Here is a 24597-nt window from a genome sequence, read left to right as displayed (position 1 = left end):
TAATGGGGGCGACGTGGCCCCCGTCCATTCCTAGCAGACGTGCGGGCGGGATTCTAGCGGAAACCGACAATTGTACAAGGCCGATCCCCGACGTTCTTCGGGCCCGCTTTCAGGCCGGGAACCACGAGGATTTCGCGAGGTCGAAGACCAGGCGCATCTTCCCGCCTTCGTCGACGCGGGCCGATTCGGCGAGGCGGGCGACGACGGCTGTTCCCGCCAGATCGAGCGTGACCAGGACGGCCTCTCCCTGGTATTCGACGCGCCGCACCACGGCGTCGAACCAAACTCGACCTGATTCCCCCGGCGGTTCTTCGTCGAGCCCCTTGATCTGAACGTGTTCGGGGCGAATCCCCCACGAGGCGTTCCGCCGCTCGCCGCGGTTCAATCCGATGGATCGCGCGAGGGCCTCGGGGAGACGGACCGGCTGGTGCGAGGCGACGACGGCCCTGGCATCGCCCGAGGCCGCGTCCACCTCGATCTCGCAGGGGATCAGGTTCATCGGCGGGCTACCGACGAATCCGGCGACGAACGCGGACGCCGGCCGGTCGTAGACGTCGCGCGGCGTGCCCGTCTGGACCAGCCGGCCGCGGTCCAGGACGGCGATCCGGCGTCCCAGGGCGAGCGCTTCGGCCTGGTCGTGGGTGACGTGGACCAGGGTCATGCCGAGGCGATCGTGGAGGTCGATCAGCTCACGCCTAAGCCCCGCACGCAGGGGCAGGTCGAGGCTGGAGAAGGGCTCGTCCAGCAGCAGGATCGCGGGGCGTCGGACCACCGCCCGGCCGAGGGCCACGCGCTGGCGCTCGCCGCCCGAGAGGGTGTACGGCCGGCGAGTCAGCAGGCCGTCGAGCCCGAGCATCGCGGCGACTTCGCCGGTCCGCCTCCGACGCTCCGCTCGCGCCACGCCGCGGGCCCGGAGGCCGAATTCCAGGTTGCCGGCGACGTCGAGGAACGGATGCAGGGCCGGCTCCTGGAAGACCATGCCGACGTCGCGACGGTGGGGCGGGACGCCGTCGATGCAGGCCCCGTCGAACCAGACGCCCCCCTCCGTCGGCCGATCGAGCCCGGCGATCAGGCGCAGGAGCGTGGTCTTGCCCGATCCCGAAGGCCCCAGCACCGCCAGCCGCTCGCCGTCCGCGATGGCGAGGTCCACGGCGTCCAGGGCCGGTCGCCCCGCCCCGTGGCGTCGCGAGACGCGTCGCAACTCGATCGCCGCCATGGTGGTCCGTCCTCGGCCCGGCGGGCCGCGAGGTGTTCAACATTTGTTCCTTGCCGGTTCGGCGGCCGTCCCGCACAATAGCATCATGTCGAGAGGAATTCCGCGCCGACGTCGAACGAGAGGATGGAGCGTCATGCCTTCGCCTTGCACCGATCCTCGCGCGGCGGGAACGCGGCGGCGGCTCGCCGGGGGTCTCGCGGCCTGGATCGGCGTGATCGCCTGCTCCATCGCGGCCGGGGACGAGCCCAAGGACGCGGCGAAAGAGCCCGCGTCCCTGGCGAAGATCGAGAAGTTCACCGCCGACCAGCGCGGCCATTGGGCCTATCAGCCGCTCGAACCCGGCGAGCCGCCGGACGTCGAGGAAGCGGCCTGGATCCGCAATCCGATCGACCGGTACATCCTCTCGGACCTCGAATCGGCCGACCTGCCGCACTCGCCCGAGGCCGACCGCACGACCCTGCTCCGCCGCGCGTCGTTCGACCTGACCGGCCTGCCGCCGACCGCGGAGGAGGCCGCCGCGTTCCTCGCCGACGGCCGGCCCGACGCCTACGAGCGTCTCGTCGACGGGCTGATGGAAGGCCCCCATTTCGGCGAGCGCTGGGCGCAGCACTGGCTCGACCTGGCCCATTACGCCGACAGCAACGGGTTCGAGCTCGACGTCGAACGCCCCGACGCCTGGCGCTATCGCGACTGGCTCGTCGCCGCGATCAACGCCGACATGCCGTACGACCGCTTCCTGACCCTCCAGATCGCCGGCGACGAGGTCGCGGCCGGGGATCACGACGCCCTGATCGCCACGGGCTTCTGCCGCGCGGGGCCGCGCGAACTGGTCGGCGGCAACGTCATCCCCGAGGTCAAGCGCCAGAACGAGTTGACCGAGATCACGTCGACCGTCGGCTCGGTCTTCCTCGGCCTCACCATCGCCTGCGCCCGCTGCCACGACCACAAGTTCGACGCCATCCCCACGACCGACTACTACCGCCTCCAGGCGTTCTTCGCCGCCAGCGAGCTGACCGAGCCGTCGATCTCGCCCCAGGCCGAGGCCGACGCGTTCGAAGCGGCGAAGAAGGCCATCGACGAGAAGACCGCCCCCCTTAAAAAGGAGATGGCGGAGCTGGAGGCGCCCTACAGGGCGGCGATCGCCGCCCAGCGGGAGGCGATGCTCACCGCCGAGGAGCACGCCCTGCTGGCGATCCCCGAGAAGGACCGCACCCCCGAGCAGAAGCGGATCGCCGGCGGGCTCGCGAATTCGATCCGCGTGGTCTGGGAGGACGTCGCCCACGAGGTCGCGAAGGACCCGGCCGTCCACGCGCGGCGCGAGGCGCTCAAGCTCCGCATCCACGAGATCGCCCGTACGCTGCCTCGGCCGCCCGCCCACGCGGTGGCGCTGACCGACTCTTCCGCCGCGGCCCCCGAGTCGTTCGTCCATCGCCGCGGCGACCCGACGATCAAGGGCCCCCGAGTCGAGCCCCGGCCGCCGGGTGTGATCCTGGCCTCGCAGCGGAAAGAGGTCTTCTCGGAGGCCTCGATCCAGCCCGCCGAGAAGTCGACCGGCCGCCGCGCCGCGCTGGCGAAGTGGCTGGCCGACTCGGGCAACCCCCTGGTCGCGCGGGTGATCGTCAACCGCCTCTGGCAGCACCATTTCGGCCGCGGCCTGGTCGCCACGCCCAGCGATTTCGGCGTGCGGGGCGAGCCCCCTTCGCATCCCGAGCTGCTCGACTGGCTCGCCGCGAAGCTCATCGCCGACGGCTGGCGGCTCAAGCCGATCCACCGCCTGATGGTGACGTCCGCCGCGTATCGCCAGTCGAGCCGACCGGTCGCCAAGCTCAGCGAACTGGACGAGGAGAACGCCCTGCTCGGCCGGATGAACCGCCGCCGGATCGACGCCGAGAGCCTCCGCGACGCGCTGCTGGTCGTCTCGGGCGAGCTGAACGCGAAGATGGGGGGCCCCGGCGTCCTCGCCCCGCTCGAGAAAGAGGTGAAGGACCTGATCTTCACCGAGGCCGAGGAAGTCGACCTCTGGCCCGTCGACCCCGACCCGGCCGAGCATCGCCGCCGCTCGATCTACCTGTTCAAGAAGCGGAACGTCCGCTACCCGCTGCTGGAGTCGTTCGACGCGCCCGACAACCAGACCGCCTGCCCGCGCCGCGAGGCCAGCACCCACGCCCTGCAGGCGCTCAACCTCCTCAACAGCGACCTGGCCCTCGGCCGCGCCCACGCCCTGGCCGAGCGCCTCGCCCGCGAGGTCCCCGACGACCCCGCCGCCCGCGTCCGCCGCGCCTACGCGATCGTCCTCTGCCGCCCTCCCGGCGACGACGAGGTCGCCCGGGCGACGGCCTTCCTGACCGGGCAGGCCGCCGCACAAGGCGCCGCCGCGGCCTGGGACGACTTCGCCCTGGCCCTGATCAACTCGAACGAGTTCCTCTACATCCCCTGACGCCTCGTCCCGCGTCGCCGTCGGAAATCCCGCCGAGAGGTACCGGTCCCATGTCCGTCGAGTTGGAAACCGAGTTCCAGACGGTGCAGGACGTCATCGACCAGGTCGGCGGCGTCCCGCCGTCGCGCATCCGGATGAAGCCAACCCCCGGCTCGGCCACGGAGGCCGACGCGATCGCCCTCCACGAGAAGAAACGCGCCCTGTGCGAGCTGGTCGACGGGGTGTTGGTGGAGAAAGGGATGGGCTACGTCGAGTCTCTGATCGCCGGCGCGATTTATGCCATGATCCGCGGGTTCGTCAGGGCCCGGAAGCTCGGCGTCGCGTCCGTCGCGGACGGTCCCTACCTGATCGCCCCCGGCCTGATCCTGATCCCCGACGTCGCCTTCGTCAGCTGGGAGCGGTGCCCGGGCGGGCGCGTGTCGAGGCGCGCGGTCGCCGAAGTCGTCCCCGACCTGGCGGTCGAGGTCTTGAGCGCGAGCAACACCCGTGCGGAGATGGATCGCAAACGCCAGGCTTACTTCGACGCGGGGACCTCTTCCGTATGGATGGTCTCCACCCACGAACGGACCATCGCGATCTACGACCGAGGAATCGACGAGCCTCGGAAGTACGGCGAAGGCGACGTGATTGAGCTTCAAGAGATCCTGCCGGGCTTTCGCCTTTCGCTCGCGGAGTTGTTCGGCGAGCTCGACGAGATCGAAGGCGTCCCTCCGACTCCCTGAGGTGGTCATCCATGCCGCATCGTGCGAACCATTGTCCCGGCCCCTGCGCGACGCCGCCGGTCGACCCGCTCAACCGCCGCGACTGGCTGAAGCGGACGGGGAACGGCTTCGGGCTGCTGGCGCTGGCGTCGCTGCTGGAGCGGTCCGTGAAGGCCGGCGAGGCGGCGAATCCGCTGGCGGCGAAGGCGGGGCATCACCCGGCGAAGGCCAAGCGCTGCATCTTCCTGTTCATGACCGGCGGGCCCAGCCAGATGGACCTGTACGACCCCAAGCCGTTGCTGGCGAAGCTGGACGGCCGGCCGCTGCCGCCGAGCTTCGGCAAGATCCACAGCCAGTTCCTGGAGAACGACCCGCTCTGCCTGGCCTCGCATCGCAAGTGGGGGCGCTACGGCGAGTCGGGGATGGACATGTCCGACCTCGTGCCGCACATGCACGAGCACGCCGACGACATCGCCCTGGTCCGTTCGTGCGTGGCCGACAGCGTGATCCACGCGCCGGCGATGTACCAGATGATGACCGGCCGCGTGCTGATGGGGTTCCCGAGCCTGGGGAGCTGGGTCACCTACGGGCTCGGCTCCGAGAGCGACGACCTGCCGTCCTACGTCGTCATGACCCAGCCCGAGGGGACGCCCGAAGGCGGTGCGCCCTGCTGGGGGTCGGGCTTCCTGCCGGCCCATCACCAGGGGACCCTCTTCCGCTCGGGCCCCGCGCCGATCGTCAACCTCAAGCCCACGGGCGGCTTCGACCCGGCCCGTCAGCGTCGCGTGCTCGACCTGTTGAAAGGGATGAACGAGCGCGACCTCGATCCCGCCGACACCGAGCTTTCGGCCCGGATCGCCTCGTACGAGCTGGCGTACCGGATGCAGAGCGCCGCGCCCGAGGCGGTGGACGTCTCCAACGAGTCGGAGCGGACGAAGGCGATGTACGGGCTCGACGACGACCGGACCGCCGAGTTCGGGGCCCGCTGCCTGCTGGCGCGCCGGCTCGTCGAGCGCGGGGTGCGGTTCGTCCAGCTCTACTCGGGCGGCGGCCCCGTCGCGATGCAGTGGGACGCCCACGACGACATCGACGCCAACCACGAGAAGATGTGCGGCATGACCGACAAGCCGGTCTCCGCGCTCCTCACCGACCTCAAACGCCGGGGCCTGCTCGACGAGACCCTGGTCGTCTGGGGAGGGGAATTCGGCCGCACCCCGGTCCGCCAGGCGGGCGGGAGGGGCCGCGACCACAACGCCACCGGCTTCACCATGTGGATGGCCGGCGGCGGCGTGAAGGGCGGGACGATCCTGGGCCAGACCGACGAGATCGGCCTGAATCAGATCGCCGACCGCGCCCACGTCAACGACATCCACGCGACGATCCTCCACCTGATGGGGATCGACCATCGCAAGCTGACGTACCTGCACAGCGGCCGCGACGAACGCCTGACCGACGTCGGCGGCCGGGTCCTGACGAATCTCATCGCCTGAAACCCGGCCGCGACGCTCGGCGGCTCAGCTCAGTTGCTGCTTGCGGTGGACCGGGCCGTCGTAGTTCTTGGTGGTCTTGAAGCCCTCGTACCGACCGTCGCCCGCGGCGGCCTTGTACTTCTCTTCGAGCGCGGCCAGCTCATCCTGGGCCATCGGCTTGAAGGCGCGCACGATCTTGAGGTTCTGCTCCAGGACCGCTTCCGACTCCATGCCCGAGACGAGCGTCGCGATCGGCAGCGAGAAGACGTAGCGGAGGGCCTGGTCGACCGGGACCTTCACGCTGCTGACGATCCCGCCGTTGCCGCCGAGGGTCTTCATGGCGATCGCGCCGATGCCGCGCTCGACGAGGACGGGGAGCACCTGCTTCTGGAAGCTGCGGAACGTGCCGTCGAGGACGTTGAGCGGCATCTGCACCGTCGCCCAGTCGTAGGGCTTGCCCAGCATCTTGAGGTGGACCAGGGGGTCGCGGTGGCCGGTGAAGCCGATGAAGCGGATCTTCCCCTGCTCCTTGGCCTTGAGGGCGACCTCGATGGCCCCCTCGGCGGCGAAGACCCGGTCGGGGTCCTTCTCGTAGTTCATCTCGTGGAACTGCCAGAGGTCGAGGTGGTCGGTCCGCAGCCGCCGGAGGCTGTCGTCGAGGTTCGACTGGGCTTCCTTGGCGGTGCGCCCGCAGACCTTGGTCATGAGGAAGACCTTGTCGCGGATCTTACCCTCTTCAAGCGCCTTGCCCATCCGCTCCTCGGCGCCGCCGTCGTGGTAGTCCCAGGCGTTGTCGAGGAAGGTCACGCCCTCGTCGACGGCCCGCTGGATCAGGCGGAGCGAGTCCTTCTCGTCCTGCGCGCGGGTGGAGTGGTGGCCGCCCAGCCCCAGCAGCGAGACCTTCACGCCGGTCTTGCCGAGGGGACGCAGCGGCACGCCCTGCTGGTTCACGTCCTGGGCCCCGGCCAGCCCGCCGAGCGACATCGCCGCGAGCCCGGCGGCTCCGGCCTGGAGGACGTCTCGACGGTTGGGATTGTGGGAGGTCATCGCGCAGTCTCCTTGGGCGTTCGTGGAATCCGGGCCGTCCCTCGGGGTGGACGCAGCATCATCGATCGATCCGTGCAAATCGCGCACCGCGGGCTCGGCTCGACCGGCCGTCACCGCGATTGTACGCGATAGCTCCGGAGTTCGCCCGGGTCCAGGTCGAGCCGGACGGCCGAGCCTTCGAGGTCCCTACGCTCGACCAGGTCCCGCAGCTTCCCCCGAGCCGGGAACGCGACGGCCACGCCCGTCTTGGGGCGCATCGAGGGGTTCACGACGAGGTAGTACACGTCGCCCCCGCCGGTGGGGACCGCGCGAACCACGACCTCGGCGTCGCCGGCCGCGCCGGGGACGATCGTCGAGGGCAACGCCGGGACGGCCAGAAACGCCAGGTTGAAGCGGCGGACCTGGGCCGGGAAGCCGGTGGAGAAGCTCGACGCGCAGAGCATGCCGAGGTTCGTGGGGTCGGCCTTGGCGACGGCCCTCGCCTCCAGCAGTCGGACGTACGGCCCCGCGCGGTCGACGTCGACCGAGGCGTACCCGACCTGGCCGTCGAAGGGGAGCGACGACGCCCCCTTGGCACGGTCGTGGTCGTCCTCGTTGAGCGTGTAATGGTGGATCGCGGTCAGCCCGGCCCCGGTCCGGTACGACTCCATCAGGGCCGCCGACTCGACGGTTAACAGTCGGCCCATCGGGTAGGTGAGCATGATCCGCTTGCTATCGTTGTAGGATTCGGGGTCGGCGACTGGCGCCGAGTGGAAGCCCTCGTTGCGCTGGGGGGCCTCGATGCGCTCGCGGAACGTCAGGCTCGACGCATAAGCGTCCCGGGCGACGACGTCCTTGTAGGCCGTCGGCGCGAGGGCCCAGCGGAACCAGCCCGAGTCGGGCTGGGTGCGGGCGAAGGCGTCCCACCAGGCCGGGTCGTCGGTCGTGATCTGGACGGGATGGCCGTGCTCGCCCGAGCCCGGGTCGCGGAGCATCGGGATCTGCTCGCTCGTCCAGGGCGTGAACAGGACCGCGACCGAGGGGTCGCCGAGACCTTTCGCCAGGTGTCCGGCGAGGTCTTCCAGGAACGCGGCCCGGCGCGTGAGCCACCAGGCGATGTAGCGGTCGTAGAGCTTCCGGTCTCCCTCGTACGACGCGATCAGGGCCGGACGCGAGGCCGCCTGCGCCGCCGGGTCGTCAGGGAACGTCGCCCGGAAGCGGGCGATCGCGGCGTCGGCGAAGCTGACGGGAAGGTGGTTGTCGCGGACCCGGAACCAGGCCCCGGCGAATTGGGCCCGGCCCTTGTGGGCGAGGACCGTGCGGTCGAGCACCCGCTTCGCGTCGGCCAGCGTGTCGGGGTCGGTCAGGTCGGCGTTGTGCGCCTCGGTCCACCAGACGGGCGTGTACTGGTTGTTGGGCAGGCCGTGATAGAGCTTCTCGGCCCGTCGCTGCCAGCCCAGGCTCTGGGGCCTGGCGGAATCGAGGCCGATCGCGCCCTTGTACTCGTAGTAGGGGAGCAGGTCGAGGCCCTCGGCGGCGATCCGAGGGACGAGGCGGCTCCAGACGTCGAACAGGGGCGGCTGGGCGTTGTTGCACCAGTTCGGGTCGCCGCTGTCCCAGCCCTGGTTGAAGCCGAACTCCATCAGGTCCTTGGCGAAGGTGTTGATGCCGAGCACGCGGCTCGTCCGCGCCTTGAACATCAGCCAGTCGAGCGGGTCGGCGACGCCGCGGTCGACGGCCTCGCGCGCCGAGACGGCCTCGTCGGCCATCTCCTCGCGAAAGAAGACGCGACGACGCGGCAGCCCCTCGGGCGGGAATTCCACGTCGGCGTAGAGCGCCGCGACGTCCGGAACCGACCGCAGCCGGATCTTGCCGATCGCCGCCCCTTCCGAGCGAGGGTCGTTCAGCCGTTTCGTCTGGAAGACGAGGACGTGGAAGCCGTCGTCGGGGCCGAACGGCCGACCTCCCGGCTTCGAATCGCGCTGGGCGTAGAGGCCCTGGAAGCGGTCGTGGAGGAAGAAGAGGGTCCGGTGGACCTGCCAGCGGCCCGTCTGGGGATAGGCGAGCGATTCGAGCGACGGCTGGACGTACTGCTGGCGCGCGTCGCCGGTCGCGGTCCCGGTGGCGAAGCCCCTCACGAGGTCCGCGCCCCGGTTGGCGAGGAAGATCGCGCGGGGGACGTCGTCGGGATACTCGACTTCCAGAAGGTACGCCGCGCCGGGCTTCAGGCCCTTCCCCTTGCCGATCACCCAGGCGGCCACCCGGGGCGCGTCGCCCATCCCCAGCAGCCGCGCGGGCCTGCCGAGGATCGGGGCGACGCGGCTGACGTCGGCCGGGAACTGGTGCACCGGCGCGACCGCCGCCGGGTCGATCTCGTCGACGATCGGCAGGGCGTCGAGCCGCGCGTTGAAGGCGTCGGCCGACGAATCGCCGCGGGCCGGCGCCGCCCCCGCCGCGACCAGGAGAACCAGGAGGAGCCGCCACGATCGCACGCGTCTCATCAGCGTCCGCCTCCTGGTCCGGGGTATCCCGGATCACGTCATTTCGCCGGCTTGACCTCGGTGCGACTGAGCAGGTAGGTCAGCAGGTCGTTGAACTCGGGCTCGGGGATCTGCAGCGCCATGTCGGCCGGCATCGGGGAGAGCTGGACGACCTTGCGCTCCTCGACGTCGTCCAGGGGCACGCGGACCTCGCGGCCCTGGGCGTCGGCCATGACGAGCACGCGGCCCTCCTCGCGGAGGAGCAGTCCCGAGACCACGCGGCCGTCGGCCAGGGCCAGGGTGGTCGTCCGGAACATCTGGTCGACGTTCCGGTTGGGGTCCAGCACGTCTTCGAGGAGCCGGTCGAGGCCCCGGCCGCCGACGCCGTCGAGCTGAGGGCCGACCCGGGCGCCCTTGCCTTCCATCTGGTGGCAGACGCCGCAGCGGGTCTCGAAGGCCTTCGCCCCGGCCCCGGCGTTGCCCGCGGCCTTCTGGAAAGCCTCGCGGCGATGGTCGAGCAGGCCGCGGAGCTGCTCGTCGGCGGGCGGCAGCCCGGCCAGCAGCGTGGAGATCCGCGCGGCGACGTTGGGGACCTCGGCGTTCTCCAGGCCGATGACGATCGGACGTTGCTGGAGCAGGCGCGCCGAGGCCTTGCCGGCGGCGACGGCGGCGAGCAGCGCCTCGGCCCCGTCCTTGCGACGGACGAGCGCCGCGGCGGCCGTCGACTGGAGCTTCTCGGGCGCGGTGGCCAGCGAGGTCAGCACGGCCTCGCGAGCCTCGGGCTTCTCGATGTTCGCCAGGGTGACGGCGGCGGCCTCGCGGAGCGGCAGCGGCAGCCGTCCGTCGTCGAGCGCCGATTTCAGGCGGGCCAGGCCGAGCGGCATGTCGAGCCGGGCGATCGCCGCGAGCGCCTCGGACCGCCAGCCCTCGGGGATGTCGTTGCGGGCGAAGACGCCCTCCAGGCCGGGGATGGACTCCTTGAGCTGGAACTCACCGACGGCCTCGATCCCCTTCTTCAGGTCGTCGAGGTCCTTCGAGGCGAGGAAGCCGGCGATCAGGTCGAGCGCGGCGCGGCGAAGCTCGGGCGGGGGGGCCGTCCCCCGCTCCTGCATCCCTTCGTGGATCTCCTTGATCAGGCCGATCCGGCCCCGGGGAGCGGTCTCGGCCGCCACCAGCGCGGAAAGCTCCGGGACGAGGCCCGGGTCGCCGTAACGCGCGACGTGGTGGATGTAGCGGGCGACGTTCTCGGCGCTTTCCTTGAAATTCTGGACGTGCGAGAGCAGGAAGGCGGCGGGCGCGGCGGCCGGGACGGCGACCGCGACGTCGGCCAGGTCGGCCCGGTCCTGGTCGTCGAGCGGCAGCGCGGCGATCCGGGCCCAGACGGCCGCGTCCTTCAGCTGGTCGCGGAGGGCGATCCGGGCGACGTGGACCAGGTGCGTGTCGTCGGCCGCCGTCGACCGCTTCAGCTTAAGCAAGGGGCGGACGAAGGCCGCGTCGGCGTGCGCGCCGAGGACCTCGGCGGCGGCCCGACGGACGTGGGCGCTCTCGTCGCCGATCGAGGCCAGGGCGAAGGCCCGGGCGGCCTCCGAAAGCTGCGGGCGGTCGATCAGGATCCGGAGGCCGTGGACCCGCAGCGTCGGCTCGCCAGCGCCACGCGCGACCCGCAGCAGGAGGTCGTCGTCGAGCTTGCCCAGGCGTTCCAGCACCCAGAGCGCGTGCACCGCCTGGGGCGCGGGCCTCGACTCCTGGCCGAGGAGGGCGATCAACTTGGACGCGGCCTCGTCGCCGCCCCGCTCCACGAGCTGGTTCGACGCCGAGACGCGAACCGGGAGCGTGGGGCTGGCCAGGTCGGCGACCAGGGCGTCGACCGCCGCCTTGGTGCGGTCGACGGTGTCGGGCGCGGGGACCGGCTTGGCGGCGTCGCCCTTGTAGACGATCCGCCAGATCCGGCCGCTGGTGCGGTCGCGACCGGGGTGGGTCAGGGGGACCTCGTAGTGGCCGATGATCCGGTTGTAGAAGTCGGCTACGTAGAGGGCCCCGTCGGGGCCGAGCTCGAGGTCGACCGGGCGGAACCAGTTGTCCTCGCTCCAGACGAAGTCGGGCTGCTCGACGCCCTTCGGCGTCGACCCGTGCCACTCGATCTTGTCGGCGTTGATCCGGTTGGTGACGACGTTGCCGACGTACAACTCGCCGCGATGGGCCTCGGGGAAGAGGCCGCTGAGGGCGACCGCGATGCCCGAGATGGCCGTCGAGCCGTGGTCGTGCGTGACCATCTCGGGGGCGTAGTTCAGGCCGTCGTGGGGCTTGCCGAAGCTGGGGTAGTAGCCGCCCCGGATGAGCTGGTAGAGCGGCTTGCTGTGGCAGTCGGAGGAATAGAGGTAGCCCCACTCGTCGAAGGCCAGCCCGAACGGGTTGACCTGGCCGTGGGTGACGTACTCGGCGTGGGTGCCGTCGGGCCGCATCCGGTAGGTGTTGCCCGAGTTCATCTTGATCGACCGCTTGTCGCCGCCGGCGACCTCGGAGTCGTTCGAGAAGCCGTGGCAGGCGTAGATCCAGCCGTCGTAGCCCCAGGTGAAGGCGTTGGTCATGCCGTGGGTGTCGCGATGGCCGAAGATCCCGTAGAGCGGCTCGCGCACCTCGGCCTTGCCGTCGCCGTCGGCGTCCTTGAGCAGGTAGATGTTGGGGATGCTGTGGACGAGCGCCTCGCGGGCCGAGGGCCGGGGCAGCAGGCCGATCGGGATGTTCAGGTTGTCGGCGAACGTCTCGATCTTGCGGGCCCGGCCGTCGGGGCCGAAGTCGGACAGGATCTTGACCGTGTCGCGGGTCTTGACGCCCGGGGCGGCGGCGTAGGGGTACTCGACCGTGTCGGTGATCCAGAGCCGACCCTTGTCGTCGAAGGCCAGGTTGAGGGGCTTCTGGATGTCGGGCTCGGCCGCGACGAGCTGGACCTCGAACCCGGGCGGGGCGTGGAGGGCCTTCTGCTCGTCCGCGGGCGACCGGTGCTCGAAGGTCGAGACGTTCTCGACGGGGGCCGGCTGCTGGCCCCCGACCCGGCCCGTCGCCAGGACGGCCATCGCCAGGCCCAGGCACGCGGGTCCCAGCACTCTCGTATGCGGCATCACGACGCTCCGTCGCGGGGGGATTCTCAGGGCGGGTTGGGGCGGAGACGCCCCCTAGCTTGACGCAAGACGTGCGGAAATCAAGGGGCTGCGCGCCTTCCCCCGGGGCGAATCGCCGCTGCGGTGAACCTCGCGTCCCGGCCGGCGGTCCGGGTTTCGGGCGGCGGTTGCCGTTGACCCGTTCGGCCCATTCACTACAATTTGCCTCAAGTTTCCCGAAGTCGGAAAAAGCGAAGGGTTAAGGCGGCGAGATGTCCGAAGAGTCGCGGGACGGCCTGGAAGCGGTGCGGGCCGAGAAGCTGAGGAAGATCGCCGACCTGGGGATCGACCCCTGGGGCCGCCGGTTCGACGACCATCGAGCCATCGCCGCGGTGCGCGCGCTCGAACCGCCGAAGCCCGTCGAGGGCGAGACCCCCGAGCCCGGCCCCGCGGTCCGGATCGCCGGCCGGATCATGCTCCGGCGCGGCCAGGGGAAGGTCGTCTTCCTGGAGGTCCGCGACTGGACCGAGCGGATCCAGGTCTTCATCGGCAAGAAGCAGGTGGGCGACGCCGGCTGGGCCCTGGTCGACCTGCTCGACCTCGGCGACCTGATCGGCGTCGACGGCGCGCTCGGCTACACCAAGACCGGCGAGCTGACCGTCTTCGCGACGGCCCTCACGTTCCTGGGCAAGAGCCTGACGCCGCCCCCCGAGAAGTGGCACGGCCTGACGGACCAGGAAGTGCGCTACCGCCGGCGCTACGTCGACCTCTACACCAACCCCGAGTCGCTCCAGACCTTCCTGGGCCGGTCGACGATCGTCCGGACCTTCCGCAAGGTGATGGAGGAGCGCGGGTTCGTCGAGGTCGAAACGCCCACGATGCAGGCCGTCGCCGGCGGCGCGGCGGCCCGGCCGTTCGTCACCCACCACAACACGCTGGACATCGACCTGTTCCTGCGGATCGCCCCCGAGCTGTACCTCAAGCGGCTGCTCGTCGGCGGCATGGAGCGGGTCTTCGAGATCGGCCGGGTGTATCGCAACGAGGGGATCAGCCCCAAGCACAACCCCGAATTCACGATGATGGAGGCCTACCAGGCCTACGGCGACTACCACGCCATGATGGACCTGACCGAGGCCCTCATCTGCGCCTCGATCGGGGCGATCGGCGGCGGCTACGAGCGGCCCTGGGGCGAGAAGACGATCGACTTCACCCCCCCCTGGCCCCGCCGGGCCTACCTCGACCTGCTCCGCGAGCACGCGGGCGTCGACCCCGACGACTTCGAGGCCGTCAAGGCCCGCGCCGAGGCCCTGAAGATCGAGACGAAGGGCCGCGACCGCGACGTGATCATCAGCGACCTGTTCGAGGCCACCGTCGAGGACGCGCTCGCGGGCCCGGTCTTCGTGATCGACTACCCGGCGGCGATCTGCCCGCTGACCAAGCGGAAGGCGTCCGACCCGCGGCTGGCCGAGCGGTTCGAGCTGTTCGTCGACGGCATCGAGCTGGCCAACGCCTACACCGAGCTGAACGACCCGTACCTCCAAGAGGACCTCTTCCGCAGCCAGCTCGCCGGCCAGAAGGAAGAGGACTCGATGGCCAAGATGGACGACGACTTCGTCCAGGCCCTCAAAAACGCGATGCCCCCGGCCGGCGGCCTGGGGATCGGCATCGACCGCCTCTGCATGCTCTTATTGAACAGGTCGAGCATTCGCGACGTCGTCCTGTTCCCGCTGATGCGCCCGCAGACGTCCCGGTCGTCGGCCGGCGCCGCGGCCGACGGCGAGGACGAATCCGAGATCTAAGCGACATATCGCGGGCGAAGAACGGTGAAGGCTGGTTCCAGGGAAGGAGTGGCCTCGTGTACAAGTATCTGCTCTGCTGGCGGTATCTCCGCACCCGCTACATCGCGCTGGCGAGCATCATCAGCGTGATGCTGGGCGTGGCGACGATGATCGTCGTCAACTCGGTCATGGCCGGGTTCGCCGACAAGATGCGCGACCGCCTCCACGGCGTGCTCGCCGACCTGATCGTCGAGTCGGACTCGTTCGAGGGCTTCTTCAACTATGAGGAGGTCATGGCCCGGGTCAAGGAGGTCGGCGGCGACGAGGTCGTGGCCATGGCCCCGACCATGGAGACGCCCGGGATGCTCCGGTTCAAGTACGGCTCGGATTCCCGGAACCACCCCGTCCAGATCATCGGCGTGCGGCCCGAGGAGCGCGCCAAGACGGGCGACTTCGCCGAGCACCTGTTCGACCAGAACGGCAAGCCCATCCCCCCCTCGTTCGAGGTCTCCGACGAGCTGAAGGCCCAGTCGCCCGCCGGCCAGCGGCTCCGCGAGCTGAAGGACGAGGCCCCCGACCCGTTCATGGACGCGACCCGCCAGTACCTGGAGCAGCAGCAGGACGCGCAGGTCCCCATCCACGGCGCGATCATCGGCTACGCCCTCGCGACCTATCACCTGGGCCACGACCGGCCCGACCTGTACCTGGCCCCGATGGGGACGAAGGCCATGCTGGCCTTCCCCAAGCACACGAAGGTCCCCGAGGCGGGCCTCGACGACTTCACGGTCGTCGGCTACTTCAAGAGCGGGATGAGCGAGTACGACTCGACCCACGTCTACGTCCCGCTCGAAGAGCTTCAGCGCGCCCGCAAGCTGATCCGAGACTCGGACGGCAAGGGGGCCGTGAACCACATCCAGATCAAGGTCCGCGAGGGGGCCGACCTCGACGTCCTCGCCGACAAGCTCCAGCTCGCCCTGGAGAGGCTCGCGCCGATGAAGTTCCGGGTCTTCACCTGGGAGCAGAAGCAGGGCCCGCTGCTGGCGGCGGTGGCGGTCGAGCAGAGCATTCTGAACATCCTGCTCTTCTTCATCATCGCCGTGGCCGGCTTCGGCATCCTGGCGACCTTCTCGATGATCGTCGTCGAGAAGACGCGGGACATCGGGATCATGAAGGCGCTGGGGGCGTCGACCTCCGGGGTCCGCAACATCTTCCTCGGCTACGGCCTGATGCTGGGGGCCGTGGGGAGCGGCGTGGGGATGATCGGCGGCCTGATCTTCGTCCGCTACATCAACGAGATCGAGAAGCTCCTCAGCGTCGTCCTGAAGCACAAGGTGTTCGACGACTCGATCTACTATTTCGACCGGATCCCGACCCTGATCGAGCCCCACACGGTGGTCGCGATCGTCGCCGGGGCGCTGTTCATCGCGGTGGGCGCGAGCATCTGGCCGGCCCGGCGGGCGGCGAAGATGCACCCGGTCAAGGCCCTGCGGTTCGAATGAGCCTCGCGGGGCGGAGCCCCGCCGGCGCGCGTGCCCTTTCTTCCTCCGACCCGTCCCCCCACGGAAGCCCCGGACGATGACCACCCATATCGCGGCCTTCGGCCTCTGCAAGAGCTACTGGAAGGGCAAGATCGAGGTCCCCGTCCTCCGCGGCGTCGACGTCGAGGCGTCGCGCGGGGAGCTGGTGGCGGCGGTCGGCGCCAGCGGGTCGGGCAAGAGCACGATGCTCCACATCCTGGGCCTGCTCGACCAGCCCGACGGCGGCGAGGTCCTGCTCGACGGCCGTCGGATCGACGACCGCCCCGACCGCGAGCGCGACGTCCTGCGGAACCGGACCTTCGGCTTCATCTTCCAGTTCTACCACCTGCTGCCGGAGCTGACGGCGGTCGAGAACGTGATGATGCCGCACCTGATCCGCACCGGCCTCTTCGCCTACGTCAAGCAGCGCAAGGCGATCCGCCGCGACGCCGAGGAGATGCTGGAGCGCGTCGGCCTGGGCCACCGGCTCACCCACCACCCCTCGGAACTCTCCGGAGGCGAGATGCAGCGGGCGGCCATCGCCCGCGCCCTGGTCGGCCGCCCCGAGGTCCTGCTGGCCGACGAGCCGACCGGAAACCTTGACGCCGGCACCGGCCAGGGGGTGCTCGAACTGCTGCGCGACTTGAATAGGGAACGCGGGCTGACTATGATATTGGTCACGCATGATCAACAGATCGCCAACCAGGCCGACCGGGTCGTGAGGCTTGCGGAAGGGCGTATCGAGGAATGGATTCCCGCGCTTGTCTGAGCCCGAACGATACCATGTTGCGTGGATGTCGCGGCCCCGACGCGGCGCGGGACCGGGAGGGCCTGATGAGCCCCAAGGTCTACATCGGCGGCAAGCTCTACGATAAGTCGGACGCGAAGATCAGCGTCTACGATCACGGGCTCCTCTACGGCGACGGCGTCTTCGAGGGTATCCGTTCCTACTCGGGCCGGGTCTTCCGGCTCAAGGACCACGTCGACCGGCTCTACGCCTCGGCCGTGGCGATCCACCTGCGGATCCCGATCTCGCGCGAGGAGATGGCCGCCGCCATCGTCGACACCCTCGCCGCCAACAAGCTGACCGACGCCTATATCCGCGTCGTCGTCACCCGGGGCTCGGGGAGCCTCGGCCTGGATCCCCGCCGGACCACCGACCCCCAGGTGATCATCATCACCGACCTGATCAGCCTCTACCCCGAGGAGCTGTACGAGCACGGCCTGAAGATCGTCACCGCCGCGACGATCCGCAGCCACCCGAACACGGTCAACCCCCGGGTGAAGTCGCTGAACTACCTGAACAACATCCTCGCCAAGATGGAGGGCGCGCTGGCCGGCTGCCTGGAGGCGCTGATGCTCAACCACAAGGGCGAGGTCGCCGAGTGCACGGGCGACAACATCTTCGTCGTCCGCAAGGGCGAGATCCACACGCCGTCGGTCGACTCGGGCATCCTCGAAGGCATCACCCGCGAGGCCGTCATCGGCCTGGCGCGGCAGGCCGGCTACAAGGTCTTCGAGCGGACGATGGACCGCTACGACGTCTACACGGCCGACGAATGCTTCCTCACCGGCACCGCCGCCGAGCTGATCCCGGTCGTCGAGTGCGACGGCCGACCCCTGGGCACCGGCAAGCCCGGGCCGATCACCCGCGAGCTGCGCCAGCGCTTCGGCCGCCTGGTCCGCGAAGGCGAAGCATGATCGCCATCGGCCGCATCCTCGCGCCTTCGGACTTCAGCTCGCACTGCGAGCAGGCGCTCCGCTACGCCTGCGGCCTGGCGGAGAAGTTCGACGCCGAGCTGCACGTCATCCACGTCCTGTCCGACCTCGTCCCCGCGAGCCCGGACCAGCTCCTGATGCCCGTCATGCCCCCCCAGTTCTACGAGGACGACGAGAAGCGCGCCGCGCTCACGCTGGGCGACGCCGTGAAGCCCGAGTGGGGGACGCCGAGGAGCCTGACGACCTCGGTCCGCTGGGGGACGCCGGCCGAGGCGATCGTCGACTACGCGGCCGAGAAGAAGGTCGACCTGGTCGTCATCGCCACCCACGGTCGCACCGGGCTCAGCCACGCTTTGCTCGGATCGGTCGCCGAGCGGATCGTCCGCGAGGCCCCCTGCCCCGTGCTGACGATCCGGTCCGCCCCGGCCGAGGCGTCCTGACGTGCCCGCCGACGACGAGCCGCTCCCGCCGCGGCGGGTGATCTACCGCGGGGTCAAGCTCGACCTGGCGGTGCAGCCCGTCCGCCTGATCGACGGCGGCCTCGCCGAGCGCGAGGTCGTCCTCCATCGCGGCGCGGTGGCGCTCGTCCCCATGGTCGACGCCGACCACGTCTGCCTCGTCTACAACTACCGTCACGCCATCGGCGAGACCCTGCTGGAAGTCCCCGCCGGCACCCTCGACGAGGGCGAGACCCCCGACCAGACCGCCCCCCGCGAGCTGGCCGAGGAGACCGGCTTCCGCGCCGGCCGGATCACCTTCCTGCGCTGGTGGCACGTCACCCCGGGGGTCATGACCGAGCGGATGTTCCTCTACCTCTGCGAGGACCTCACCCCCGGCCCCACCGACCACCAGCCCGACGAGCGCCTGGAAACCAAGATCGTCCCCTGGTCCGAGGCCGTCGCCATGGTCCACGACGGCCGGATCCGCGACGCCAAGTCGATGCTCTCGATCCTCTTCTGCGACCAGCTCCGCCGCGGCCCGAAGCCCGGGGCCTAACCGCGAATCCGCCTCTACGCCTCCTCGGTCGAAGGGAGCCCGCGCGATGGGACGATTGCGGCCGAGGTCCTACATGCTGCTCGTGCTCCTGGCCGCGCTGGGGGGGCGAGCCTCGCTGGCGCTTTTCCCCCGAACCACGAGGTCGCCGCACTGGTCGACCGGCGTCATCTCCTGCGACGCGGTGATGGAGGAGGCGAGTCGGGTCCGTCGGGAGCGCGACAAACTTCGAGGCCTTCGGATGATGAACGTACCGATTGATCTCCGATCCCGGGCGATCCTTCTGCCTCCCTTACGCCTCGACTGATCCATCTCCCTTCGTGGCGAAAGCTCCCGCGCACTGGCTTCGAATCGGCTTCGTTCGCGAGCAATCCGCTGCGCAAGATTTGACGCTAATCCTTATTTGACAAGGTTATGGCATCGTCAAAAAGGTGGCTTCCTTCGTCGAATTTTTTTTGCATTTTCATACCCCCGCACTCCACCTCGTCGTCGATCGTCAGCCCTGAGCGAGAATGTCCCCTATTCGCTATCTTGGGACACGATCGCCAAATGGGGAGTCCTTTTCCCCGGATCGCATTGGACCTGTCGAACCCTCCTTCGCGAGCCGGCGCGATCGTCCTTCTCCCCTTCGTAAGAGAAGGTGGCCGAAGGCCGGATGAGGGGCTCACCATCCGGCACGGCTCCTTCGCAGCCCGGACCGTGCTCGGGCCTCGCAGTCCGAGGTTCGGCAAGGCTCCCTACGACATTGCCGGCCGCCCCTGAAAGTGAGAAGGCCGATCGCCCTGGCTCGAGATTGCTCGTCGAGGCGTTCGCACAGAGAGCGTCGTGCAGAAATATCGAAAACTCGACGCATGAGCGCGACCGGCCGCAAGGGGACGGTCATGGTCCCCCTCATCCGGCCCTTCGGGCCACCTTCTCCCGCCGAGGGGAGAAGGACGACCGCGCCGGTCGGGTGTCACGGGTCGCAGGACGTTAAGACGGGCCGCCACCGAATTGCTTCCAGTACCATTCTTTGTAAGGGTTGATCTTCGGGCCGACGGCGTCCTCGTTCTCCAGGCAGGGGAGGATCGAGGTCCACCAGGCTTCGTACTCACCGCGAAGTCGTGCGGCGACGTCGGGGTGGGCGGCGTTCACGTTCGTCTTCTGGCCGGGGTCGGCCTGGAGGTCGAAGAGCTCGGCGTTTTCGACCAGCGAATAGCGATCGTCGCGGATCGAGACGCCCTTGAACTTGTACGCCTCGACCTGCCCGCGCGGCCAGCGGCCGACGTGGGTGACGAGCGTGCGCCGGGGCCAGGCGACGGGCTGGTCGCGGAAGAAGGGGGCGAGGCTGCGGCCCTCGACCTGGCGGCGGACCTCGTCCGACGTCGCGACGCCGAGGATCTCGACGAGGGTCGGGAAGACGTCGACGTGGGCGGTCAGGGCGGGGACGTCGCGGCCACCCTGGATCGCCGCAGGCCACCGCCAGAACGAGGGGACGCGGGTGCCCCCCTCGTACGGCCCGACCTTCTGCCCGCGCATGCCGGCGTTGAAGATCGGCACGCCGATCGTCCCGCCGTTGTCGGTCAGGAAGACGACGAGCGTGTCGTTTTCGATCCCCCACGACTTCAACGCGGCGGTCACCCGGCCGAAGTCGTCGTCGATGTTCTCGATCATGCCGTAGAACTTCGCGGCGTCCTCGGAGACCTGCCCCGCGTGCCGCTTCGCGTAGTCCTCCGGGCACTGGAGCGGCGTGTGGGCCGCGTTCGGGGTGATGAGGGCGAAGAAGGGGGCGTCGGCCTTCCGCTTCGCATCGATCCAGCCCAGGGCCTGGTTGAAGAAGACGTCCGTGCAGAAGCCGCGGGTCTTCTCGAAGACCCCGTTGTGGCGGATCGTCGGGTCGAGATACATGTTGCCCGGGACGTCGCCGCAGCTTCCCGGGAAGGTCTGGCCGATGCCGCCGGCGCCGTGGACGAACGTCTCGTCGAACCCCCGGCGCTCGGGCTGATACGCCGCCTGGTCGCCGAGGTGCCACTTGCCGAAGATCCCCGTCGCATAGCCGTTCGCCTTCAGGACCTGGGCGAAGGTCGTCGCCTTCAGGCTGAGCCGCTCGCGCTCGTCGATCGTGTGCGTCACGCCCGACTTGAACTCGTGGCGACCGGTCAGCAGCGCGGCGCGCGTCGGGGCGCAGGTCGGGCTGACGTGGAAGCCGGTGAAGCGGAGGCTCTCGCGGGCGAAGGCGTCGATGTTCGGCGTGCGGACGATCGGGCTGCCGTGGAACGAGAAGTCGCCGTAGCCGACGTCGTCCGGCATCACGATCACGATGTTCGGCCGCGCCGCCGTGGCCGGACGCGGCGTCAGGCCCGCGATCGCCGCCAGCCCGGCCGCCGCCCAGGCGATGCTGGGGAGAATCCGAGGGATCAACGTCCGAGCCTCCACGGGGTCGTGCTTCGAGCGAGAAGGACGGTCTCACCGTAGCAGTCGCGTGAGAGAGGCTCAAGCGTCGCAAGCGGTCGGGCGGCTTCGAAAGCGAACCGACGCGAGGCAACCCGGAGAGGGCGGCGTCGCGTCGATGTGACTCTCGGCAGATCCGGGCCCGAGGGATCAGCGGCCCGGGAAGTTGCCGAAGGGGGCGTGTCGCGGCAGGATGACGGAGTCGCGGTCGTTGATCCCGGGCTCCATCTTGCGGGCGTTATTCAGGTAGACGTCGCGATCGTCGGGGGCGACCAGGCGGGAGCGGTGCCAGCGGACGCCGCCGTCGCTGTAGAGGACGTTCTGGCCGGCCCCGAAGTGGTTCGGGCTGTTGCGGTCGACGTCGCCGAGCGAGGCGTCGTCGGGCGGCTGATCGGCGACGACCGCGATAAGCGAGGCGGGCCGGGCCGTGATCGGCCCGAGCCGGCCGGAAGCGTGGCGGTAGCCCGGGTTGTAGCCGTAGTCCCAGCAGACCATCTTCTTGTAGGCCGCCGGGTCGCTCTTGCTCATCGCGTCGGCCTGCTCGAACGACGTCAGGTTCCGGGCGTGCTCCAGGTCGCAGCGGCCGTTGTAGGGGCAGTCGAGCACCGAGACGTCCGGCAGCACCCCGGAGCCCCGCAGGAAGGCCGCGAACAGGCCGCTGTCGGCCCCGGCGCGGTCGCTGGGGGGCGAGGGGTACGACGGGTGGATCGTCGCGTACTGGCCCAGGGCCTGGCCGATCTGCTGGAGGTTGAAGACGCAGCCCGCCTGGTTCATCCGCTCGCGAGACCGCTGCACGGCCGGCATCAGGGTGAGCAGGCCGGCGACGAAGATGCTGGCGGCCACCGCGAAGTCGGCCCAGCGAAAAGGGACGCGGGCCGGGACGTAGTCCAGGATCGAGGGCGACCGGGCGGGGCTCTGGGCGACGAACGCGAGCGTCCGGCCCGCCAGGCCGGGGGGAGGGTCGGCGAGCAGCCCGTCGTCGCACAGCAGGTCGACGGCCCGGCGGGCCCGCTGGATCTTGGCCGCGACTTCCGGATCCGACCGGGAGGCCTCGTCGAGGGCTCGCCGTCGCGGGTCTTCGAGCTGGCCGAGGGCGAAATCGAGCAGTTCGTCGGCGTTCATGGGGTCAATCTTCTTTCCCGTCCTGCTTCGCGGCCTTCGCCATCTGCTGGAGCTTGGCGAGGGCGGCGTGCAGTCGCGATTTCACGGTGCCCACGGGAATCTTGAGGATATCGGCGATTTCCCGATACTTCAAATCCTGGTGGTACGCGAGGATCAGAGTCTGCCGAAGCGCGTCGGGCAGGCGTTCCACGCTCTCGCGCACCCATTCCCGGCGTTCCTGCTCCTGGAGGTCGGCCAGCGGACCCGTATCGTCGTTGACGAGCATGTCCAACAGCGATCCGGCGTCGGCCTCCCCCTGGGAGGGGGCCAGGCGCTGGTCCAGGCTGACGGTCGGGTGCCTGCCGGCCTTCCGCAGCGCGTCGACGGCCTGATGCGTGGCGATCGCATAGAGCCAGGGTCGAAACGGGCGTCCGTCCTCGTACAACCCACGCTTCAGGTGGATCTGGAGGAACGTGTTCTGGAACACGTCCTCCGCCATCGACGGGTCGCCCGTGTAGCGCGCCAGGTAGCGGTAGAGCTCGCGTTCGTAGCGATGGACCAGTTCGTTGTAGACCTTCTCGTCACCGGCCTCGCGGTACCGGCGCATGAGGTCCTCGTCCGTTTGCTGGGCGAGGCCTTCCGCCGTATCCGAGCCGATGACCTTGACCATGGTTACGCACCGTCGCGTCCGAAGGTTCGATTCCGCCCCCGGGAACGTCCGCCGGGAGGCGCGGGAAAGCGAAAAAAGCCGGTCGTCGCCGGGGAAGGGCCCGGGAGGGCGTCGCGCCACCGCCCCGGGCGCGAGGGGGGCGGTTCGCCGCGGCGGACGCCGTGGTCAGTATATCCAGCGGACGGCCTCGACGTTAGGCCTCGCCGGGAGGATCAGGTCGGGGCCGAACCGGAATCTGGGCCAGACGGGCTGGAAATGCGGCCAGTAGACGCAGAAGGCGCGGCCGATCACCAGGGACCGGGGCACCTCCCAGCTCTCGCGGCCCGAGTCGTCCCAGCCCCGATCGGGGGCGTGGGCCGTCGTCTGGTCCTTCCGCGACCAGGCCCGGCCGTCCCGGCTCCACGAGCTGTTGTCGCCCAGCATCATGTAGCGGCCCTCCTCGATCGGGTAGTCGCGGGCCGCCCGCCAGCGAAGTCTTGCATACCGGTCGGGGTCGGCCAGGAAGTCGAAGAAATCGCCCGGCGGCCGGCCCTGGAAGTCGCGAAGCTCGTCCGAGTCGGGCTCGCCCGGATCCTGGGTGTAGTAGACGTCGCGCCTGAGCACCAGGCCGGCGACGGCGACCGCCGCCCCCCGGGCGGCGATCCGGACCGGCTCGAGGTCCTCGACGGTCGGCGTCCGGCGGGCGTCCGCGGCCCCCTCGTAAGCCGAGCCGTCGCCGAACGGCCGTCGTCCGTCCACCCAGAGCGTCAGCCGGTCGTCGACGTCGGCGAAGGTCAGCTCGTACGTCCCCCGCGCCTTCACGTCGGTCGCCGCCTCGCCCAGCGCGACGTCGCCGTGGAAGAGGCGGGCCTGCCCCGTGGCCAGGTCGATCTCGCAGCGGTTGGCCGCCCCGGCCTCGATCAGGTCGATCCGGACCGTGCCGGTCGGCTCGGCGACTTCCAGCCGGAGCGTCAACGCGAGGTCGCCGACCCAGTGGGGCTGGAACCAGGGCCGCGTCACGAACCGAACCTGCGGCAGGTTCTGGGGGGCGAGGTCGGTGTTGAAGGAGCAGAAATCGGTGATCAGCGTCGGCCGCGGCGGCGTGGCCGGCTCGCGGCCCGCGGCCAGGGATTCCCACTGTTCGGGCGAGGGGACGAGGTGGCGATAGCGCAGCTCCTCCCATCCCTCGGAGGGGGCGACGCGGTAGGTCCCGGGCGTCCTCTCCTCCCAGGCGGCCGAGGCCGCCCAGCGCCGCCACCGCGGGTCGGACTCCAGGAGCGAGGCCCGGTGGGCGTCGTCGTAGACCGGGATGTTGACCTGGAGCGACTGCGCGGGGGGACGCCGCAGGATCTCGAACTTCGAGGCGTCGAGGTCGCCCCGCCAGAGGTCGCCCTGATGGATGCGCAGGGTCTCCCCGGGCATGCCGACGAGCCGCTTGATGTAGCGGACGCTGGGATCCTCGGGGAGCTTGAAGACCGTGACGTCCCAGCGCCTCGGCTCCTCGCGGCCGAGCATCGGCAGGAGCGGGATCGTCGCGTCGGTCTTCAGCGTATAGATGCGATCGCCGGCGAAGCTGGGCTCGGCGTCGACCCGGGTGGGGAACCGGCAGTTCTCGCAGACGCCCCAGGTCACCCGCAGGCCGGTCCGCCCCCCCGCGCCCGACGCCTCGACCTCGCAGTCGGCGTTCACGCGGTAGGTCCACCGGCATTGCGGGCAGACGACCTCTTTATGGCGGCCCATCAGGGTCGGCGCCATCGACCCGGTGGGGATCACGAACCCCTCGGCCTCGAAGCTCCAGACGAGGAAGCCGACGACGACCACCACGAACGACTCGATCGACTCGCGCCGGTTCCGCCGCCGCTCGCGCCGGGCGGTCGCCGCAGCGTCCTCGCCGGGGTGGTGTTGGGATCGCGGCCCCTGCGGGGGGGTCGCCGATGTTGCTCGCGCCATGGGAGTGATTCGCCCGATCCCCATCGAGATTGC

At 70.0% G+C, this 24597-nt stretch carries 17 protein-coding genes; 9 read left to right on the top strand and 8 right to left on the bottom strand.

The window, feature by feature from the left end:
- Positions 1 to 109 precede the first annotated feature (109 nt).
- The gene (locus PZE19_RS03830; protein ID WP_277859246.1) at positions 110 to 1216 is read right to left on the bottom strand and encodes an ABC transporter ATP-binding protein; all 1107 of its coding nucleotides are present in this window, start codon (positions 1214 to 1216) and stop codon (positions 110 to 112) included.
- Between the two features lie 133 nt (positions 1217 to 1349).
- Between PZE19_RS03830 and PZE19_RS03825 the strand changes: the two genes are divergently transcribed.
- The 3 genes from PZE19_RS03825 to PZE19_RS03815 are packed head-to-tail and all read left to right on the top strand — an operon-like array spanning position 1350 to position 5844.
- The gene (locus PZE19_RS03825; protein ID WP_277859245.1) at positions 1350 to 3653 is read left to right on the top strand and encodes a DUF1549 and DUF1553 domain-containing protein; all 2304 of its coding nucleotides are present in this window, start codon (positions 1350 to 1352) and stop codon (positions 3651 to 3653) included.
- Positions 3654 to 3703: 50 nt separating this feature from the next.
- Positions 3704 to 4375, top strand: a complete 672-nt coding sequence (locus PZE19_RS03820; protein ID WP_277859244.1) for a Uma2 family endonuclease — start codon at positions 3704 to 3706, stop codon at positions 4373 to 4375.
- A gap of 11 nt (positions 4376 to 4386) precedes the next feature.
- Positions 4387 to 5844: a DUF1501 domain-containing protein gene (locus PZE19_RS03815; RefSeq protein WP_277859243.1), complete on the top strand. Its 1458-nt coding sequence runs from the start codon at positions 4387 to 4389 to the stop codon at positions 5842 to 5844.
- Positions 5845 to 5868: 24 nt separating this feature from the next.
- Here the strand turns inward: PZE19_RS03815 and PZE19_RS03810 are convergent, their stop codons facing one another.
- From PZE19_RS03810 to PZE19_RS03800, 3 genes are all read right to left on the bottom strand, one after another.
- Positions 5869 to 6870 (bottom strand): aldo/keto reductase, encoded by a 1002-nt coding sequence (locus PZE19_RS03810; protein ID WP_277859242.1) that lies wholly within the window; start codon positions 6868 to 6870, stop codon positions 5869 to 5871.
- A 110-nt stretch (positions 6871 to 6980) separates the two neighbouring features.
- A complete protein-coding gene (locus tag PZE19_RS03805) occupies positions 6981 to 9350 on the bottom strand; it encodes a hypothetical protein (RefSeq protein ID WP_277859241.1) in 2370 nt (789 codons plus the stop codon).
- A 38-nt stretch (positions 9351 to 9388) separates the two neighbouring features.
- Positions 9389 to 12448, bottom strand: a complete 3060-nt coding sequence (locus PZE19_RS03800) for a PVC-type heme-binding CxxCH protein (protein WP_277859240.1) — start codon at positions 12446 to 12448, stop codon at positions 9389 to 9391.
- 251 nt (positions 12449 to 12699) lie between these two features.
- Between PZE19_RS03800 and lysS the strand changes: the two genes are divergently transcribed.
- The 6 genes from lysS to PZE19_RS03770 all read left to right on the top strand — a co-directional run bounded on the left by lysS (position 12700) and on the right by PZE19_RS03770 (position 18437).
- Positions 12700 to 14226 carry a lysine--tRNA ligase gene (gene lysS, locus PZE19_RS03795; RefSeq protein WP_277859239.1) on the top strand — a complete coding sequence of 509 codons (1527 nt, stop codon included), beginning with the start codon at positions 12700 to 12702 and terminating at the stop codon, positions 14224 to 14226.
- 56 nt (positions 14227 to 14282) lie between these two features.
- The gene (locus tag PZE19_RS03790) at positions 14283 to 15704 is read left to right on the top strand and encodes an ABC transporter permease (protein WP_277859238.1); all 1422 of its coding nucleotides are present in this window, start codon (positions 14283 to 14285) and stop codon (positions 15702 to 15704) included.
- A 76-nt stretch (positions 15705 to 15780) separates the two neighbouring features.
- A complete protein-coding gene (locus PZE19_RS03785) occupies positions 15781 to 16491 on the top strand; it encodes an ABC transporter ATP-binding protein (protein ID WP_277859237.1) in 711 nt (236 codons plus the stop codon).
- A 65-nt stretch (positions 16492 to 16556) separates the two neighbouring features.
- A complete protein-coding gene (gene ilvE, locus PZE19_RS03780; protein WP_277859236.1) occupies positions 16557 to 17423 on the top strand; it encodes a branched-chain-amino-acid transaminase in 867 nt (288 codons plus the stop codon).
- Complete coding sequence (locus tag PZE19_RS03775; RefSeq protein ID WP_277859235.1) at positions 17420 to 17881, top strand: universal stress protein; 462 nt, start codon at positions 17420 to 17422, stop codon at positions 17879 to 17881. The genes ilvE and PZE19_RS03775 overlap by 4 nt, the downstream gene beginning before the upstream one ends.
- A gap of 1 nt (position 17882) precedes the next feature.
- The gene (locus PZE19_RS03770) at positions 17883 to 18437 is read left to right on the top strand and encodes an NUDIX hydrolase (RefSeq protein ID WP_277859234.1); all 555 of its coding nucleotides are present in this window, start codon (positions 17883 to 17885) and stop codon (positions 18435 to 18437) included.
- 969 nt (positions 18438 to 19406) lie between these two features.
- On the opposite strand, the gene PZE19_RS03765 is transcribed toward PZE19_RS03770, so the two are convergent.
- The 4 genes from PZE19_RS03765 to PZE19_RS03750 form a co-directional block, all read right to left on the bottom strand.
- Positions 19407 to 20834: an arylsulfatase gene (locus tag PZE19_RS03765; RefSeq protein WP_277859233.1), complete on the bottom strand. Its 1428-nt coding sequence runs from the start codon at positions 20832 to 20834 to the stop codon at positions 19407 to 19409.
- A gap of 180 nt (positions 20835 to 21014) precedes the next feature.
- On the bottom strand, positions 21015 to 21986 hold the full coding sequence (locus PZE19_RS03760) for a hypothetical protein (RefSeq protein WP_277859232.1): 972 nt from the start codon (positions 21984 to 21986) through the stop codon (positions 21015 to 21017).
- A gap of 4 nt (positions 21987 to 21990) precedes the next feature.
- A complete protein-coding gene (locus tag PZE19_RS03755; protein WP_277859231.1) occupies positions 21991 to 22635 on the bottom strand; it encodes an RNA polymerase sigma factor in 645 nt (214 codons plus the stop codon).
- Positions 22636 to 22800: 165 nt separating this feature from the next.
- Positions 22801 to 24564 (bottom strand): S26 family signal peptidase, encoded by a 1764-nt coding sequence (locus PZE19_RS03750; RefSeq protein ID WP_277859230.1) that lies wholly within the window; start codon positions 24562 to 24564, stop codon positions 22801 to 22803.
- Between the last annotated feature and the right edge of the window lie 33 nt (positions 24565 to 24597).

Origin of the sequence: Paludisphaera mucosa, assembly GCF_029589435.1 — a bacterium.
GTDB lineage: Bacteria > Planctomycetota > Planctomycetia > Isosphaerales > Isosphaeraceae > Paludisphaera > Paludisphaera mucosa.
This window is presented reverse-complemented; position numbering and strand designations above follow the sequence as displayed.